At 65.0% G+C, this 16,688-nt stretch carries 11 protein-coding genes, 1 tRNA gene and 1 pseudogene; 5 read left to right on the forward strand and 8 right to left on the reverse strand.

Annotated elements, in window-relative coordinates:
• Positions 1 to 6: 6 nt before the first annotated feature.
• Genes cysS through ACQPZ4_RS01710 form a run of 3 tightly spaced genes read left to right on the forward strand, consistent with a single transcriptional unit; the run spans position 7 to position 5,375 of the window.
• Entirely contained in the window at positions 7 to 1,413 is a 1,407-nt protein-coding gene (gene cysS, locus ACQPZ4_RS01700; RefSeq protein ID WP_433055047.1) for a cysteine--tRNA ligase, read from the forward strand.
• Positions 1,414 to 1,419: 6 nt separating this feature from the next.
• Positions 1,420 to 2,505 carry a 23S rRNA (guanosine(2251)-2'-O)-methyltransferase RlmB gene (gene rlmB, locus ACQPZ4_RS01705; protein WP_433055050.1) on the forward strand — a complete coding sequence of 362 codons (1,086 nt, stop codon included), beginning with the start codon at positions 1,420 to 1,422 and terminating at the stop codon, positions 2,503 to 2,505.
• A gap of 29 nt (positions 2,506 to 2,534) precedes the next feature.
• On the forward strand, positions 2,535 to 5,375 hold the full coding sequence (locus tag ACQPZ4_RS01710; protein ID WP_433055053.1) for an Hsp70 family protein: 2,841 nt from the start codon (positions 2,535 to 2,537) through the stop codon (positions 5,373 to 5,375).
• Between the two features lie 106 nt (positions 5,376 to 5,481).
• On the opposite strand, the gene ACQPZ4_RS01715 is transcribed toward ACQPZ4_RS01710, so the two are convergent.
• A complete protein-coding gene (locus ACQPZ4_RS01715) occupies positions 5,482 to 6,573 on the reverse strand; it encodes an ABC transporter ATP-binding protein (RefSeq protein WP_433055057.1) in 1,092 nt (363 codons plus the stop codon).
• Between the two features lie 219 nt (positions 6,574 to 6,792).
• On the opposite strand from ACQPZ4_RS01715, the gene ACQPZ4_RS01720 reads away from it, so the two are divergent.
• Positions 6,793 to 6,865: transfer RNA gene (locus tag ACQPZ4_RS01720), tRNA-Thr, on the forward strand.
• A 163-nt stretch (positions 6,866 to 7,028) separates the two neighbouring features.
• On the opposite strand, the pseudogene ACQPZ4_RS01725 reads toward ACQPZ4_RS01720, so the two are convergent.
• The 6 genes and pseudogenes from ACQPZ4_RS01725 to ACQPZ4_RS01750 all read right to left on the reverse strand — a co-directional run bounded on the left by ACQPZ4_RS01725 (position 7,029) and on the right by ACQPZ4_RS01750 (position 14,154).
• Positions 7,029 to 7,896: pseudogene (locus ACQPZ4_RS01725) on the reverse strand (IS5 family transposase).
• A 145-nt stretch (positions 7,897 to 8,041) separates the two neighbouring features.
• Positions 8,042 to 8,968, reverse strand: a complete 927-nt coding sequence (locus ACQPZ4_RS01730) for a hypothetical protein (protein WP_433055060.1) — start codon at positions 8,966 to 8,968, stop codon at positions 8,042 to 8,044.
• A gap of 156 nt (positions 8,969 to 9,124) precedes the next feature.
• A complete protein-coding gene (locus ACQPZ4_RS01735) occupies positions 9,125 to 9,922 on the reverse strand; it encodes a hypothetical protein (RefSeq protein WP_433055063.1) in 798 nt (265 codons plus the stop codon).
• 61 nt (positions 9,923 to 9,983) lie between these two features.
• Positions 9,984 to 11,816, reverse strand: coding sequence for an N-6 DNA methylase (locus ACQPZ4_RS01740; protein ID WP_433055066.1), 1,833 nt, complete (start codon positions 11,814 to 11,816; stop codon positions 9,984 to 9,986).
• Between the two features lie 762 nt (positions 11,817 to 12,578).
• The gene (locus tag ACQPZ4_RS01745; RefSeq protein ID WP_433055069.1) at positions 12,579 to 13,409 is read right to left on the reverse strand and encodes a hypothetical protein; all 831 of its coding nucleotides are present in this window, start codon (positions 13,407 to 13,409) and stop codon (positions 12,579 to 12,581) included.
• Positions 13,402 to 14,154, reverse strand: coding sequence for a hypothetical protein (locus ACQPZ4_RS01750; RefSeq protein WP_433055072.1), 753 nt, complete (start codon positions 14,152 to 14,154; stop codon positions 13,402 to 13,404). The genes ACQPZ4_RS01745 and ACQPZ4_RS01750 overlap by 8 nt, the downstream gene beginning before the upstream one ends.
• A 777-nt stretch (positions 14,155 to 14,931) precedes the next feature.
• Here ACQPZ4_RS01750 and ACQPZ4_RS01755 point away from each other — a divergent pair.
• Positions 14,932 to 15,894 carry a transposase gene (locus tag ACQPZ4_RS01755; protein WP_433055075.1) on the forward strand — a complete coding sequence of 321 codons (963 nt, stop codon included), beginning with the start codon at positions 14,932 to 14,934 and terminating at the stop codon, positions 15,892 to 15,894.
• A gap of 185 nt (positions 15,895 to 16,079) precedes the next feature.
• Here the strand turns inward: ACQPZ4_RS01755 and ACQPZ4_RS01760 are convergent, their stop codons facing one another.
• Positions 16,080 to 16,460 (reverse strand): DUF4352 domain-containing protein, encoded by a 381-nt coding sequence (locus ACQPZ4_RS01760; RefSeq protein ID WP_433055078.1) that lies wholly within the window; start codon positions 16,458 to 16,460, stop codon positions 16,080 to 16,082.
• Between the last annotated feature and the right edge of the window lie 228 nt (positions 16,461 to 16,688).

Below are 16,688 nucleotides of genomic sequence, written 5' to 3' on the forward strand. Positions count from 1 at the left end.
GGTCGTGTGACCCTACGCTTGTACGACACCGCCAGCCGATCGGTCCGGGACTTCGTCCCGTTGACGCCCGGGCAGGTCGGCATCTACCTGTGTGGGCTCACCGTTCAGGCCGGGCCGCACATCGGGCATTTGCGCTCAGGAGTGAACTATGACGTGCTGCGTCGATGGTTCATGGCGTCCGGCTATTCGGTGACGTTCATTCGGAACATCACCGACATCGACGACAAGGTGCTGCAGAAGGCGGTCGAGGCCGGGCAGCCGTTCTGGTCCATCGCGTACGCGAACGAGCGGCTGCTGTCCGCGACGTACCAGCGGCTCGGGGTGCTGCCGCCGACCTATGAGCCGCGGGCTACCGGGCACGTGCCGGAGATGCATGAGCTGATCAAGCAGCTGATCGCGGACGGGCACGCGTACGAGGCGATCGATGGCTCCGGCGATGTGTACTTCGAGGTGCGGTCGTACGCCGACTACGGTGCGCTTTCCGGGCAGCGGCCCGACGCGATGGAGGCCGCGACCGACGGGCCGTTGCGGGCCAAGCGCGATCCGCTCGACTTCGCGCTCTGGAAGGGCAAGAAGGCCGACGAACCCGAGGACGCGAACTGGCCCTCGCCGTGGGGGCCGGGGCGGCCCGGGTGGCACATCGAGTGCTCGGCGATGTGCTGGCGGTACCTCGGCACCGAGTTCGACATTCACGGCGGTGGACTCGATCTGCAGTTCCCGCACCACGAGAACGAGATCGCGCAGTCCAAGGCGGCCGGGTTCGGGTTCGCGCGGTTCTGGGTGCATCACGCGCTGCTGAACCTGGGCGGAACCAAGATGGCCAAATCCGTCGGCAACGTCGTGTCGCTCGAATCGCTCGTGGATTCCGGTGTACGGCCGGTCGAGGTGCGCTACTACCTGCTCGCCCCGCATTACCGCTCGGTCATCGACTTCACGCCGGAGTCGCTTGCCGAATCGGCGGTTGCCTATCGTCGGCTCGAGAACTTCGTCCTGCGCGCGGCCGAGCAGGTGGGCGAGGGCGAGCTCGGCACGGTACCTCCCGCGTTTGCCGAAGCGATGGACGACGATCTGAATACCTCGCGGGCCCTGGCGGTCGTGCACGATGCGGTGCGCGATGCGAACGCTGCCCTGACGGCGGCGGACAGGCCGGCGTTGGAAAGCGCGCTCAGTACGGTACGAGCGATGCTTGATGTTCTTGGGGTTGACCCGCTGCACCCGCAGTGGCGCGCATCGGATCGGGGCGACCTGACCAAGGTGGTCGATTCGTTGGTCGCGCTCGCTCTGGAGCAGCGCGCGGCCGCCCGCACACGCAAGGACTGGGCCGCCGCGGACGCGGTCCGCGACCAGCTCAAGACGGCCGGCGTCGTGGTGGAGGACACCGCGGCCGGTCCACGATGGACGTTGGAGCACTGAGAATTCATGCCAGGTAATTCCGAGCGTCGCGGCAAGCGCGTCGTGTCGAAAAAGGGCGCCGTCAAGGGCTCCGGCGGCAAGAACCGGCAGTCCCTCGCCGGGCGCGGCCGGACGCTGCCGGCGGATGAGCGGCCGTGGCACAAGGGGTACTCCGGCGACGAGCCGCTGCCCCAGAAGACCGGCCGCAAGCAGGAGAACGAGCGCCGCGCCGCCGCGGCTGAGGGGCGCGCGCCGAAGATCGGCCAACCGGGGACAAAGCGGACGGCCGGCAAGGGGCCGTTCGCGGCCAAGCGGACGTCGCCGATCGCCAAGACGAGGGTTTCGCCCGGGCGCAAGTCGGTCGCGCCCAAGGACGGGCCGGAGCTGCTCGTCGGGCGCAACCCCGTCGTCGAGGCGCTGCGCACGCACGTTCCGGCGACCGCGCTGTACGTCGCGCTCGGCATCGACATGGACGAGCGCGTCAAGGAGGCGGTGCGCACCGCCGCCGAGCGGGGCGTCGCGATCCTCGAGATCACGCGGCTCGAACTCGACCGCATGACCGGCGGGGTGCTGCACCAGGGGCTGGGCCTGCAGGTGCCGCCGTACGCGTACGAGCCGTTCGAGGACCTGCTCGCCGCGTCGCTCGAATCGGCCGCGCCGCTGCTCGTCGCGCTCGACGGCATCACCGATCCGCGCAACCTCGGTGCGATCATCCGCTCGGCGGCCGCGTTCGGGGCCGACGGGGTGTTCCTGACCGAGCGGCGCTCGGCCGCGATCACCGCGACCGCCTGGCGCACCAGCGCGGGTGCCGCGGCCCGGGTCAAGGTCTCGCAAGTCACCAACCTGACACGTTCGCTGAAGCAGTGCCAGGACCGCGGGTACGTCGTCGTGGGCCTCGACGCCGACGGCGAAACCGACCTTTATGCCCTCGAAGCGGCCGTCGGTCCGCTCGTCGTGGTGGTCGGTTCGGAGGGCCGTGGCCTGTCCCGCCTGGTCGGACAGACCTGTGACCTGCGCGTCGGCATCCCCATGGTGTCCGATGTCGAGTCGCTGAACGCATCGGTGGCCGCCGCCGTTACGTTGGCCGAAGTCAGCCGTCGTCGCCGACTGTAGATCTTTACTACCGCACCTAATATGGGCCGGTGACTCAGCCTCAGCAGGGCTTCGCCATCGGGGTCGACCTCGGCACGTCCAACACCGTCGCGGTGATCCGCCACCCTGACGGCCGCACGCGCCCACTGCTCGTCGACGGCGCGCCGATCATGCCTTCCGGCGTGTACGTCGACGAGCACGGGCGCATCCACGTGGGCCGCGACGCGTACCGGATGGCCGGGCTCGACCCGTCCCGCTTCGAGCCCAACCCGAAGCGTCGCATCGACGAGCCGCAGGTCCTGCTGGGTGATCGCGAGCTGGCGACCGTCGACCTGCTGGCGGCGATTCTGGCCTCGGTTGCGCGGGCCGCTGTCGAGGCGGTCGGGTTTTTGCCTCCGGCGGTGCTCACGTACCCGGCTGCCTGGGGATCTCGCCGCCGGGACACGCTTGCCGAGGCCGCGCGCCGGGCTGGTTGGCCGCCGAGCACGCTGGTTCCGGAGCCGGTGGCGGCGGCTCGGTACTTCGCGGACATTTTGCGCCGGCCGGTTGCGGTCGGTTCGTCGCTCGCGGTGTTCGATTTCGGCGGTGGGACGCTCGATATCGCGATTGTGCGCAACGAGAACGGCCGTTTTACGGTCATCGGCTCGGGCGGGATCGAGGATCTCGGCGGGCTGGATGTCGATGCGGCCATCGTCGAGCATCTCGGGAACGTGATCGAGCCATTCTCGTGGGCGGCGTTACGGAATCCGCAGTCGACTACGCAGCGTCGCGATCGGCGGCTCTTCTGGGACGACATTCGCGGGGCCAAGGAGATGCTGTCGCGTTCCACCGTCGCGCCGATCACGGTGCCCGGCCAGGAGCAGGCGATCCACATGACGCGCGAGGAGCTGGAGCGGGTCACGGAGCCGCTCATCCGGCGCGCGGTGTGGGAGACCGGCAAGGTCATCCACAGCGCGGGGCTGCGGCCGGATCAGCTCGCCGGCATGTTCTTGGTTGGCGGGTCGTCGCGACTTCCCCTGGCGGCGCGGCTTCTGCACGCCGAGTTGGGGATCGCGCCGACCGTGCTGGAGCAGCCCGAATTGCCGGTCGCTGAAGGAGCCATTGCCGAGTTTGTACCGCAGGCCGCTTACCGCACCGAGAGCGTGCCTGTTTCCGCGGCTCCTGTTTCTGCGCCTCCTCCGTCAGCGCCTCCTTCCGCGCCTCTCTCTGGGCCTCTTGCTGCGCCTCACTCTGGACCGCCGAGCGCGCCGCCGACTGCGCCGATCTCGCCGGTTTCGGGAGGCTTTGGCGGTTCGCCCGTCTCGGCTCCCCCTGGCGCCGGCTATCCGATGCGGCCTGGCCAGGTGGCTCCGCCCGGTCAGGTCAGCCCGTCCGCGGCCCCGTTCTCGGCGCCGCCGTCGCCGCCGTTCTCGGCACCGCCTTCGCCGCCGTATTCGGCATCGTCGACGGCGCCGTTCTCGGCATCGTCCACGCCGCCGGGTGCCCTGGGTGCCCCGGGTTCGTCGGGTGCCCCGGGTTCGTCGGCTGCCCACGGTGGGCCGGGTGCGCCGGGTGCGCCGGTCTCTCGTCGCCGGAACCGGACCGGGCTGCTCGTAGGTGTGATCGCGGCCGTGGTCGTGCTCGCGCTGGTCGGTGGCGCCGGCTACTGGTTCTTCTTCCGCGACAAGGTCAACGACGTCGCGTTCAAGACGGTGTCGAGCGCCGGTTCGCTCGACCTCGCCGAGGACATCGACTATCCGGTGACGGCGACGCTGGGCACCAAGACCTACGCGGTGTACATCAAGGACAAGACCTCCCACGTCGTCGCGTACGACTTGGATGACAAGAAGAAGCTGTGGCAGTACGACATCGGCGACGACAACTACACGTGGGGCGTCTATCCGAACCCGGACGGCATCGTCCTGGTCGGTAAGGGCGGCACCACCCCCGCTCTGATCATGTTGGACACCTCGGGCAAGCAGAAGACGAAGCTGACCTGGAACACCTCCGACAGTCTGTCGTTCCTGTCCGACGTGTGGATCTGGCACTCGAGCAAGGACAAGAAGGTCAACGGGTACGGCTGGGACGGCAAGAACAAGTGGACTGTGGACGATGACGCGAAGGGTGGCACTAAGGTCATCGGTCCGGTTGTAGGCGGCGACGAGAAAGGCCCTTCCGACCTTACCGGCGCCCCGGCCAACCGCGATCTGAAGTCGCGCTCGCAGTTCGTCACCATCGACGGCGATAAGATCAACCTCCGCGCGGCGGCGACCGGCAAGGTTGTCCGCACATGGGACGACACCTCGGGATACTCGACCGGGTACGCCCTGTTTGATCAGCGCTTGTTCGTCTACGGCACGAGCTCGAAGTACACCGTCAAAGTCTTCGACTTGACTAAGACAACCGAGCCGGTGCAGATCTACACCTCGCCGGACCGCACGCTCGAGGACCTCGCGATGTGCGGCCCGGACCGGCTGTGCGTGCTCGACTCGGGCTCGGGTGCGGCGGACACCGTCCTGCGCTCGATCTCGATCCCCGACAAGAAGCAGGTCTGGCAGGGCGACGCCAAGAACACCACGGGCCTGATCCCGGCGGGCCGGCAGATCCTGGCCTCGACCCCGGGGGGCAGCGGCGGGTCGAGCCGGCTCTACAGCTTCGACGGGGCCCAGCTGTTGAAGCCCGAGGACCAGACGGGGTACGGCGTGCGCGTCACCAACGGCAGCCTGCTCTTCTTCGCCAAGACGCCCAGCTCGGTCGACGACACCGTGACGCTGGTGGGGGTGACGGCTTCCTCGGGGGAGCGGGTGGCGCTGGGGACGCTGCCGAAGGTCGCGGGGTCGAGCTGCTCCTGGAACGCCACGAAGATCGCTTGTGTGGGCGAGGGAAAGCTGCAGGTCTGGTCGTTCGCCTAGCTCCCTCTGGTTCCCTTCGCGCCGGCCGCCCTTCGGGGCGGGCGGCCACTTCTCAGGACGCGAAAAGGGCGGCCCCTCTCGGGACCGCCCTTCTTTGTTGCGTTGATCAGATGCGGAGACCGGTAGAGGCGTTGAACGCGTGGTGCGTGTTGGCGTGCGGCCGGACGTACACGATCTCGGTCAGGCGCGGCGTGCGACGCGGGTCAGCGCGCACCACGAACCGCTCGTCCTGGCCCTCGAGCGCGACGGTCCCGTGCACGTACGCGTCGGAACCGAGCTCCTCGACCAGGTCGACCGTGACCGGAATGCCACCGTCGTTCGGCCCGACCAGGTCCGTGTCCTCGGGCCGGAACCCGACCGTGACCCGCCCGTTCCCCCCGTCGCCCTGCGCCGCGGCGATCTGCTCACGGGACAGCGGCAGGATGACGTCGCCGAAGCGGCCGCCCTGGTCGGTCAGCGGCACGGTCTTGATGTTCATCGCCGGCGAGCCCATGAAGCCCGCGACGAAGACGTTGGCCGGCCGGTCGTACAGCGCGCGTGGGCTGTCGACCTGCTGCAGCACACCGTCGAGCAGGACGGCCACCCGGTGACCCATGGTCATGGCCTCGACCTGGTCGTGCGTGACGTACACGGTCGTGATGCCGAGCTTGGCCTGCAGCGTGGCGATCTGCGAACGCGTCTGCACACGCAGCTTCGCGTCGAGGTTCGACAGCGGCTCATCCATGAGGAAGACCTGCGGCTCACGCACGATGGCGCGACCCATGGCGACACGCTGCCGCTGACCACCGGAGAGCGCCTTAGGCTTGCGGCCGAGGTAGTCCTCGAGCTGCAGCATCGCGGCAGCTTCCTTCACGCGCCGGTCAATCTCGTGCTTAGGCGTCTTCCGCAGCTTGAGCGCGAACGCCATGTTCTCGTACACCGTCATGTGCGGGTACAGCGCGTAGTTCTGGAACACCATCGCGATGTCGCGAGCCTTGGGCGGCAGGTGCGTGACGTTCTTGTCGTTGATCAGGATGTCGCCGGCGTCGACATCTTCGAGCCCGGCGAGCATGCGCAGCGACGTCGACTTGCCACAGCCGGACGGCCCGACGAGCACGAGGAACTCGCCGTCACCGATCTGGAGGTCAAGCTGGTCAACCGCGGGACGCGGCGTACCGGGATAAATCCGGGACGCTTTCGCGTACGTGACCGTAGCCATGGGGGAGCCACCTTCCACCGGCAGGAACGTGCCGGACGATCCGAGTAGAAGTTCTCACCGAGCCCGCAACGGTGCGGGACCCGGAGTGCTGACCACCTTAAGCGCTACAGCCCGTGATGCCAAGGTCAGCGCCCGGATTGGTCCTGGTTCGCCCTGCTTTGCGGGGTAGGTATCTGGGGCGCGGGGGCGGGCTGAGACCAAGTACGATCGTTGGTCTAGGCCGACGTGGCGCAACTGGCAGCGCACCCGACTTGTAATCGGAAGGTTGGGGGTTCAAGTCCCCCCGTCGGCTCTCCCGATCAAGGCCTTGATCTGGCGCATAACATTCGGACAGTCGGTCTTGACCGGCTATCTCTTGCGGCAGTGACCTGTACCGCGGTCCAAGAGATCACTGTCGCGAATGACGCATCCGGAAGGCGCCCGACCTAGGACGCGTTTCATAAGTTCTGTCAGAGTCATTCGCTGATGACGGCGATGGTTGCGGTGGCTTGGAATCGTGTGGCGAGTTGGTCGTAGCGGGTGGCGACGCCGCGGTGGCGTTTGAGTCGGTTGATGCCGCACTCGACGGCGTGGCGTTGCCGGTAGCGGTCCCGGTCGAACGCGGGTGGGCGTCCGCCGTAGCGTGCATCCCCAGCAAGAGCGACCAGGACGCGCATCTGCGCAGCCGCGGCATCGCCGCCCGGTTGGCTTGTGAGGTGTATGCCTTGTCGGCCAGGACCAGATTTGGGCGGGTGCGCGGATGTCCGCCACCGATCCACGCGACGCGGATCTTGCGCAGGACCAGGATGAACTGCGGGCTGTCACCGCGTTGCCCGGCGGTGATGATCAGGGCGAGGGGTTTCTGGCCCTGCTCGCAGGCCAGGTGTCCTCGTGGTCAGGCCGCCGCGGGAGCGTCCGAGCGCGTGGTCGGCGGGTTCGTCGTGCACGCCGCCGGATGGCTCCTGCTGCCGGTGCCCGTCACGACGGGCACCGGCGGCGTGCTGATGCGCTCGGCTGGTGGTGGAGTCGACGCTGACGTCCCAGCCGATCCGGCCGGCCGAGTCCGCGCCGGTCTGCGCGGCGGCGAGAACGGTGTCCCAGGTGCCGTCACGCTGCTAGCGGCGGAACAGCCCATAGATCGTCTGCAAGGGCGCGTACTCGGCTGGGACGTCACGCCACGGCGCACCGACCCGGATACGCCATCTGATGCCGTCGATGAGCTGCCGCCTGTCCCACTTCGGCGGACGACCCAGCAACGACTGCGCAGGCAACAGCGGCGCAAGCGCCGCCCGCTGTGCGTCGGTCAGGTCATACCGGAGACCTCGTCACCGCTAAGGTGGCCACGAGGTCTCCGGTATGAAGTTCTGCTTGGTCGCTGAACCATCTACCGGAGACCTCTTCAGTTATCGATCACCGCCACGCCGGAACCTCACCCGGCACTTCTGAAACGCGCCCTAGGCGCAAGGTGTGGCGCGACGCTAGCGACTTGCTAGTCGGCTGGCCCGAGGCTGTCCCCTTCCGGGTCTTCGGGGTCCTCTTCGGCTAGCGGGATGCCACGGCGCTCGAGGCGAGATCTAACTGCTACGTGATAGGCGACTGGTGTTACCGCCAGAACGTGCTCGACCATCGCCCTGAAAAACTGTGCCGGTCCGATGTCCAGCGGCACCGCGTCGGCGTTCACCTTGACTACTGGTCCGCCCGGGGAGTCTCCAGCCCAGTCAACCAGCGCAAGACCCGTCGCGGTGTACCCATTACTATCTCCGGGTCCGCGCAGCTTACGGATCATGTCGACTGTACGTTCGTATGCATCAGGTTCATCGGTCAGGACCGTCGCTCGCTGGACAAAGAGGAAGCCGACGGCGGCAAGCGGGTAACGTCCGCGCAGGTTCGCGGCATCCCCGTACGCCTCTTCGAATCGGTTCGGCAGGTTTTTGCCGAACGATGACAGTTGAGCCTTGGTGCTGATCAAAACTTCTGGTCCTCGGTCCCAGCGCGATATGCACACATCGACCTGCTTATAATAAGCTCGACCGAGTACCCGGGCGTCCGCTGGCCCGACAGCCGAGATTTGTTGCAGGCGCCGTCGCAGGTCATCTGCCATTGCTCGGGGTAGTTTCCCCATCAAGATTGCAATCTCGCGTGGAAGAATCCGTGGTCGGGTCGCGCGCGGCCAAACTTCGTCAGAGTCGAAGCCGCATCGGCGCAACTCGTGAGCGAGCCATGCGTCGATGCCCTTAGCAAATCGACCGCTCTCGGACGCCTCGTTACTGCGGACCGGAATAGACAGCAACCGGCCGAGAAGCTCGAAATCCGGAAGGTAGCGAGGTTCATCGCCCAGGGCATGCGTCCACGGGTCGCTCGAAGCGGCATCCGCAAGGATCGCGTCATAGGCGCTGAAAGCATCAGGCCGGGTCAAGGCACTCCTCTGTATCGTAGTCCGACGAGGTTTCTACGCGATCGCCATGGGGACGGCAGTACGTCGAAGCAAGGCAGTGCGGCTCATAAGCAGTCAGCGAAGTTAGGTAATGCGATTCGTTCGTCCGCATTCGCGTGTGCACATGGCTGAAACGGATTATTCGGTGAAGCTGGCGGTCAAGATATCAAGAAGGTTATCGACCTCCGTCCAAGCCGAGGTGACGTTGTGAGTGACTGGTTGATAGCCGGCGTGATTGATGTTCGCCTCGTACGCGAAAACCCCGACGCCGTCTAGGTACGTGGCCTCGAGTTCTGAAGCTTGCTCGGCGATAGTTGCCGGCCTCGCACTCGCGCTTAAGCGTGCCGCCCACAAGAGGTAGACCTTCGGTGCCCGCACCTGCCGCCACTGGTCCCATGTGCCCATGGGACTTGCCGGGTCGTGCTGGGCCAGCTTGAGGTCAGTGGCGGCAAACTTCAGCTCTTTACGCCGTGTTACCCAATCTGCCATTGCCTTGCGCTCCGGAGTCGCGCTTTGCTCGGCGGCGCCGCTCATTCGCGTGAGCAGGCAGACTTGCGGGTCTGTGAGCGGAGGTGTGCCAGACGGCCATGCGACGTCGATAGTGTGATCCTGGGAGAAGCCGCGTACACGCACCCGTGGCTCAAGCCGGGACGAAGTACGGTTCTCCAGCAATAGCGATACCAGCTCGGCCCACCAGTTTCCTTTGCTGCGGTACACGGCGTTCAACCGAGTCTTGGGATCTTTGGTCTGGTCTCCCATGCCGCGAGGTGGGACACCTGCTGCGCGGTAACGATCCAGGCACCAGAGGAGTGCAAGGAACCGTGCTTCAACGGCTGAGAACTGGGTTGCTACGTTGTCCTGGATCTTGTTTTTCAGATCTGACCACATCTCGCCGGGGTGGCCGACCTCGGTCTCCAGGGTCTGTGCAGTCGTCAACAGGTTGTGTCCTCCGAATGCAGAGGCGGGGATGCAGCATGCCTGTCTGCCGATACGCAGGCTAGACGGTAGCCGACTCTTCTGCGCCCATCCTCCTCGAGCGTAACGATCGCGCTGCATCCTGGATCTGGGCCACCTCCTCAGCAGAGAGCTTGAGGATCTCGCCCAGCAGCACCTCGTCGACCCGTTTGACGACGTTTGTCCAGCGCCCACCTTGCAACTGGGTGTCCAACCGCCTCCGATCGTCGGCCAGTAGCGTCCATGCCCGCTCCATCGCCGTGAAGTTCGGCACGGGCAAGACAGCTGCCTCGCGCGGCTCCATCTTGAGGATCCCACCGCCATAGGAGCGGCCGAAAATCTCGGCGCCCAACATTGTCATACTGTTGAAGGCGAGGAGCGGCAGCGCGAACCTCGCTGGAGCGGGCGCCTCCTCGCGGAGTCGGACCCCATGCATCGAGTTCAAGAACGTACTGCCGATCGAGTTCGTGACCATGCGCGGGTAGCGATGGCTCATGTACGTAAAGAAAAGGTCGGGCGGACTAACAGCCGGAGGACGCCACCACGGTGTGCGGACTCTGCACTTATACGCCTGGTCAACTTTTAGGCTTTTGCCATAATCGATGTAAGCACGGAGCTCGGGAGTTCGGTCATCCGGATCTGGGCAAAGAAGCCAGACCGGCTCGCCGGCTTGTAACAGGTTCCGCCACTGGGGCTGTGAGAACGTCAGTCCTTTGAGGTGTTTGGACCCAGGTGGGACTATCTTACGCAGTTGGCCGGCCGCTTCGCTGAGGCCAAACTTTTTGGCCGTAGCGTCAGTTAGGGCGAAAAAGGAATTTGCACCTGTCACTGTACCGAGCTCTGGGCTACCATATCGCGACAGCGGGATCATGTGCTGGTCGTTGATGCGCTTGAAGATGCGGCGCTGCCTGTTGGGCAAGAGGAGGTCGGTCCATTTGCCGGCTCCGGTCAGCGCAGCAGTCAGGTTCTCCATCGTGCGTACACGACCGAGGTCTTCCGAATCCTCAAAATGGTACAGAGAGAAGGAGTCGCAACCTCCACTGCCCCCAGCAAGAACGAGGATCACCTTCTCGAGTGCGTCATCGAACTGGAGTCGTTCGAACAGCACGAGGTGGACCTGTTCAAAGCGGTTGCGAAGCCAGATACGTATGGGCTCTGCGTAGCCCACTGTCAGCAACTCGGCCGGCAGTACCATCGCCAAACGGCCTTCAGGTTTGAGGAAGGCGCACGCGTGGACGAGGAGGGGAGCCCACGATGACGTTAGTCCGGACAGCCGCACGCCTTGGCGCAATGCGGCCTGCCGGGCCTTCGCCTGAGCTTCAGGACCATGCTTCTGGTATCGCACGAACGGCGGGTTGCCGATGACGGCGTCCATCAACGGCAGTGGCGAGCCAAGCTGGTCGGGCGTCGGGACATCGAAGAAGTCAGCCTTGATTAGCTGGGCGTCCATGCCCTCGTCGCGCAGTAGGTCGCGGGCCCAGTCGAGTGAGGTCTGATGCAGATCAACACCGAACAGGTGCTGGCTGAGGTTGCGACCCGAGGGCACCTTGCCATGGAGCCGCCGGCCAGCCGCGAGCAGGAATACGGCCTCACCGCACGTTGGGTCGAGCACACGGACATCTTCGCGGCTGCTGTCCGATGAAGCGCGCGTGGAGGCCATGCGCCCCCGCACGGCCCATTCGGCTAGGTAGTCCGCAATTGCCGGGGGGGTGAAGAAGGCGCCCCGTTCCTTCCGCAGGTGCGGACTGTCCCCGGACCGAATCACCAGCCGATCATACCGTCGCAGGCCGCCGCCAGGCCGCCCGGCTAACCGGAGTTGCCCCAGTCGTCGAGACCACCGGATCCTGTGCGCTTTCGCGCCGACCGCCGACCGCATCAGCCAGCGGCGTCTCCGATCGGGCGCGGCGGGGGCTCGTTGGGCCGCGCGACCTCAAGCGTGATCGAGCCCGAGGATGTGGCCAACGCCCTTTGCGGCGGCGAGGGCCGACAGGGCGTCGATGGCTGAGCTGTGGACGATGACAGGCGGAGACCGTGATCTTCCCAGGGAGTCGCGCGAGACGTCAGCCAAGGAGCAGAGTGACAATGACCTGCGGTCTTTGGTCGGCGTCCGGTGGCTACCGCCCCAGCTACTCATCGTCGACAGGTTCCGGGCCGCGAGCCTAACGCTGAGCTGCGTAACCAGATCGTCGTCAAGGGTTCGCAGGAAGATCGAAGATCACTACGTTTGGATCGCTCGGCGTTCGTGACGAACGCCCATCCCGTTGCCGCGGGCCGACTTCGCTGTAGCTCGTAGCACTCGAGATCCAGAGTTGGACACAGTGGACCGTAGTCGTCTTTGTTGAGCTCGGGGAATGCGCACGGCGAGCCGAGTCGACCTCGGAGACTGTAAGAGCCCGTCGGGGTCTCCACGTCAGCCATCGTTCCCCTGACAGCAACCGAGAAGCTTGCAGTGGCCGTCGTGCCAGCAGCGCAACTCGGGTCGCTGAGGTGAGCGGTGCGTGAGATGCGTTGACCGCCTCGAATGGATCGGCACCGCGCCGTCTGGTGCCGGCGCGGGACGGTAGAGCATGCGATTACTAACATGACGTGGCGAAGGGCGGACCGACTCTGTGCTTAACTGAATCGGTCCGCCCTCTGCCTACGGCAGGATTCGCTGGTTTGAGGCGTCTAGTGCGACTCGCGCAGATCGGTCCTGCCAAGTCCCGTCTATCACGGCGTTGTTGTCGCCGGTCGGCTTAGCGGCAAGCACTCTTATGGTTTCGGCGTTTAAATCCCCGAGCGCGTCCAAGAGGCGGTCAGGTTCCGGTAGATCATCGAGGGTTACTCCAATCGCGTGAACGAGTTGCGCCGCGCGATTTAAGTCTAGCTCCGCCTTAACTGTCGCTTCGAATGGCGATTTTGCTTCACGCAGTGATCTTAACTCGGCTTCTAACTCTCGTTCTCGCTTTCCTAACTCCGCATGGACGAGTCGAACACGGCTCCGCAACTGTCGCTCCGCGCGCGATTGGGCGAGCTCGCCGTCGATAACTGCATAAACCTCGGGATCAGCAAGGAATCGGCGAACCTTCGCTGCCCTTTCGGCTACGGTCAGTCGTTGATCGGCTTTTGAATCAAAAGCCTTCTTTCCTGCGATTTCGGCCGCCTGTCGTACTGTAAGGCCATTTCGCAACAACTCTGGACGATCACGCAAGTCCCTGTGTACCGTCCATGATGCCTCAACGCGACGCGCTGGTGGCAACTTCCGTGCTACTTCCTCATAAACTCGGAATTGAGCCGCATCGTGACCGAGCTCAACCGCAAGCTTTTCTATCAAATAGCTGGGAATTGAGGTTAAAAAGTCTCCAAGAAGGAACTTCGGGTCATGCGGCCCTTGTGTAGACCGTTCGCTCCGTTTGAGTACGGGCAACGCAAGAATTCGTGCTGCTTCCTGGACCCGCTCGACCCACTGATCCGAAGACGGCTCACCCATCGATAATGTCGCTTTGATTGTCGTCGGCGGTGAGAGCCGCGACCTGCTTAACGTCGGCGTGTGGAATCGCTCCGACTGCCTGTCGTACGACCACACCAAGCTGCCGTGCGACCGGCGCCGCCAGCTCGGGACGACGGGTGCTAACCAGGCCAAGCTGAGCTTCTAGCTTTCGCGCGGCGCGAAGGAACGCGGCACCCGCTGGTGCGGTAAAGTATGTCATGATTAGATCGCGGCTGGCCGTAATGAACCGACCTGGCTCGGTCCGCGGTTCCCTTTTGCCGGTTTCTTCGTTGATTTTGGTTCGCGACACTGAAGCTTCGCAAAGTACCAGGCCAAGTTCGCCAATGGACTTCTGCACGAAACCGCTGGTACCAGTGTTCGTTAGCCCCCAGAGATACTTCATCAGCTCATCTTGAGCGGCGCTCTCCTCCGCGGAGTTCGCCAGCCTCCGGACGCCCGGACCATCGGGCAGCAACTCCGCGTACAGTTCGAACTTGGTGACCGCTCGGGCTGCGAGTTCTCGTTTTCCGTTCGCGACATGGTTGTTCTGCATCGTCTGCAGAACGGCGCCGGGCAGTAGCTTCTGATTAGCGCGCAGGGCGCCGTCTTCGTCCTTGCCCGTGAAGCCCGCATCAATCAGCGCCTGTGCCTTGATTTGATCGACAAGAAGATGGTCGAATTTGTCTGACGCATCAGCTTCGAGCGGGAGATCATCCAAATTTTCGACATGTCGATGGTCGCTCATCACTTACTCCCCGGCTCTGCACAGGACATCCGCCCGTTGCGGATCTGGCGAGAGCCGGTGCTACCTTCACCTCTCCGTAGTGGTCTTGTCAAGACAAATTTTTCCGCGGTACGCGACTAGTGATGATCAATCTTGCTCAGCTCGAGTGGCCACTCGAGTGTTGTTTGTCGCGATCTGCGACTTTGTGGGTACCGAGCTGCTCGTTGATTCCGACCATGGCGCGCCGAACGGTCGATAGATTCAACCGTTCGAGTGATGCGAACTCGTCCCGCCTCGGCGTGCAGGCCAACCCTCAGATTGATGATCTTAATCACGGAGCGGCATTTGCTGATCCGATTCGTCTGCGATCTTGATAGTGGTTGCGCCGGGCGCATCGTGTTGCACATCCTCGGTAACGCTCTGACAGATGTGGCGGGGCTTTGCGGTGGCGGGGCCGCCGAGATGTGTAGCCGCGACCCTTGGTCTCGGTCCTGGCATCCCCGAGCGGTGGTGGCTGCCGAGCGCCGAGGACTATCCGGACCCGAATGGCTCGTTACATGGCTGCAGGAGGTCGACAGGATCACGGCGTGGGTGGGCGGATGGGCTGCCGCCCGGGCGCAGGCGCGGGAGATCGCGTGGACGCAACGGATCGAGACCGCGGCGCGCTGCCGCGGTCGATGGCGGCAGGTGTTGCGGTGCCCGGTCTGGTCCTCGATCTGGACGCCACGATCGTGCTGTGTCACTCCGAGAGGGAGGCGGCGACGCCGACGTGGAAGTCCACTTTTCGGATACCACCCGTTGCTGTGTTTCCTGGACAACACCCGCGAAGCCCTCGCCGGGCTGCGACGCGAAGGCCGGGCCGGATCGAACACCATCGCCGACCACATCACTGTCCTCGATGCGGCGCTCACGCAGATCCCCGACCCGCACCGGCATGGCGTCCCGATCCTGATCCGGTCCGACTCCGTCGGCTGCACCTTCGGCCTCCTCGCCCACATCCGCGGCCTACGCGAGCTCGGCCTGGACAGCCGGTTCTCGGTCGGGGCCGCGATCACCGAGACGCTCCGCCAGGCCATCCTCACCGCCGAACGCCGGCCCGGCGACTGGGTCCCGGCCGTGGACGCCGACGGCGAACCCCGCGACAACGCCGAGGTCTGCGAACTCACCGACCTCGTCCCCGACAACGGCTACCCGTCCGGGACCCGGTTCATCGTCCGTCGCGAACGGCCGCACCCCGGTGCCCAGCTGTCCCTGTTCGACACCATCGAGGGCATGCGCCACCAGGTCATGGCAACCGACACCCCACCCGGTCCCCACCAACGGCCCGATCCAATACCTCGAAGCCCGCCACCGCGCCCACGCCCGGGTCGAAGACTGCATCCGCTGCGGCAAAGCCACCGGCTTCGGTCGGTCCCCGTCCCGGTGATGACCTTCGCCATCAACCAGGCCTGGCTGCACCTCGCCCTCACTGGCATCGATCTCCTCGCCTGGACCCAGATGCTGCTCCTGGACGGCGAACTCGCCACCGCCGAACCCAAGAAACTGCGCTACCGCCTCCTGCACACCGCCGCCCGGATCACCCGCACCGCACGACAAACCCGCCTCCGGATCGTCGCAACCTGGCCCTGGCCAACCGACCTCACCACCGCATTCACCCGTCCGTCGCACTGCCCCAGCCAGCCACCTGAACCCGGCACTCCATCCGGCCCACACCCGGCCGGGCCACCTACGAAAGATCAACTCATCGGCACGCAGCCTTGACCAACAATTAGCGAAGACCGGGGCTGGTTGTAGGCCACCTGGGACCTATCTAGGTGGCCTACAACGCCGCCGTTGGGATCCTGCGTGATCGTGGGCTCGCGTCACGTCTACGGCAAGGCACTTACGCCGTAGAGAACCTTCCTCCGGTGAGTTGTGCTCCAGTAATGGCTTGACCAAGCGCTGCGCTAGGAAGCACTGACGTCGACGACCGTGACCGGGTTCGTGGTGTCCATGTAGGCATCGGACTGGACCGTCAGTGTCGTTGGCTCGCCGATTGAGGGCGGCACGTCGAACACGATGAAGCCGGACCGAGCGGTGTCGGGCTGCTGCTCCTCACCCAACTCCTGGCCAACAACCCCGCCGAGGTACGGGCCGGTGCACCGAAAGCTCTTCCCGTTGGAGTCGGTCAGCATCGCGTCCGTGACGCTCATCGTCGCCGGTTGGTTGCCCACGTTGCGCGCGGTGACATAAGCCAGGACGAAGAGGCCGTTCTTCGGCTGGTACGGCTTCAACCCGCCCGACACGGCTGTCTCGTCCAGCGGCAATTCATGCACATCCTTGGCCAACCGAGTGATGGTGACCTCGAAGCTGCCATTCCGGAATGGCGCCCCGAGGCGTGCTGTTGGCCCGGCTGAGCTGGGAGAAGGGCTGGGAGCCGACGGGTCAGGCGCCGGGGTGGCACTACATCCGCCCGCCGAAGCCAACAACGCAACAGCCAGCAGTTGGACGAGTGCCTTCCTCATGCAACCCATCGTTGTCGTCCTGCCGGCCACGGAATCGAAGGTCCGAAGGCA

The organism is Dactylosporangium sp. CS-033363, from assembly GCF_050942475.1.
Lineage (GTDB): Bacteria > Actinomycetota > Actinomycetes > Mycobacteriales > Micromonosporaceae > Dactylosporangium.

Bases quoted from the DNA above. Each gene is read 5' to 3' on its own strand.
- rlmB (WP_433055050.1), top strand. From the start codon at position 1,420: ATGCCAGGTAATTCCGAGCGTCGCGGCAAGCGCGTCGTGTCGAAAAAG.
- ACQPZ4_RS01715 (WP_433055057.1), bottom strand. From the start codon at position 6,573: ATGGCTACGGTCACGTACGCGAAAGCGTCCCGGATTTATCCCGGTACG.
- ACQPZ4_RS01740 (WP_433055066.1), bottom strand. From the start codon at position 11,816: ATGCGGTCGGCGGTCGGCGCGAAAGCGCACAGGATCCGGTGGTCTCGA.
- ACQPZ4_RS01745 (WP_433055069.1), bottom strand. From the start codon at position 13,409: ATGGGTGAGCCGTCTTCGGATCAGTGGGTCGAGCGGGTCCAGGAAGCA.
- ACQPZ4_RS01750 (WP_433055072.1), bottom strand. From the start codon at position 14,154: ATGAGCGACCATCGACATGTCGAAAATTTGGATGATCTCCCGCTCGAA.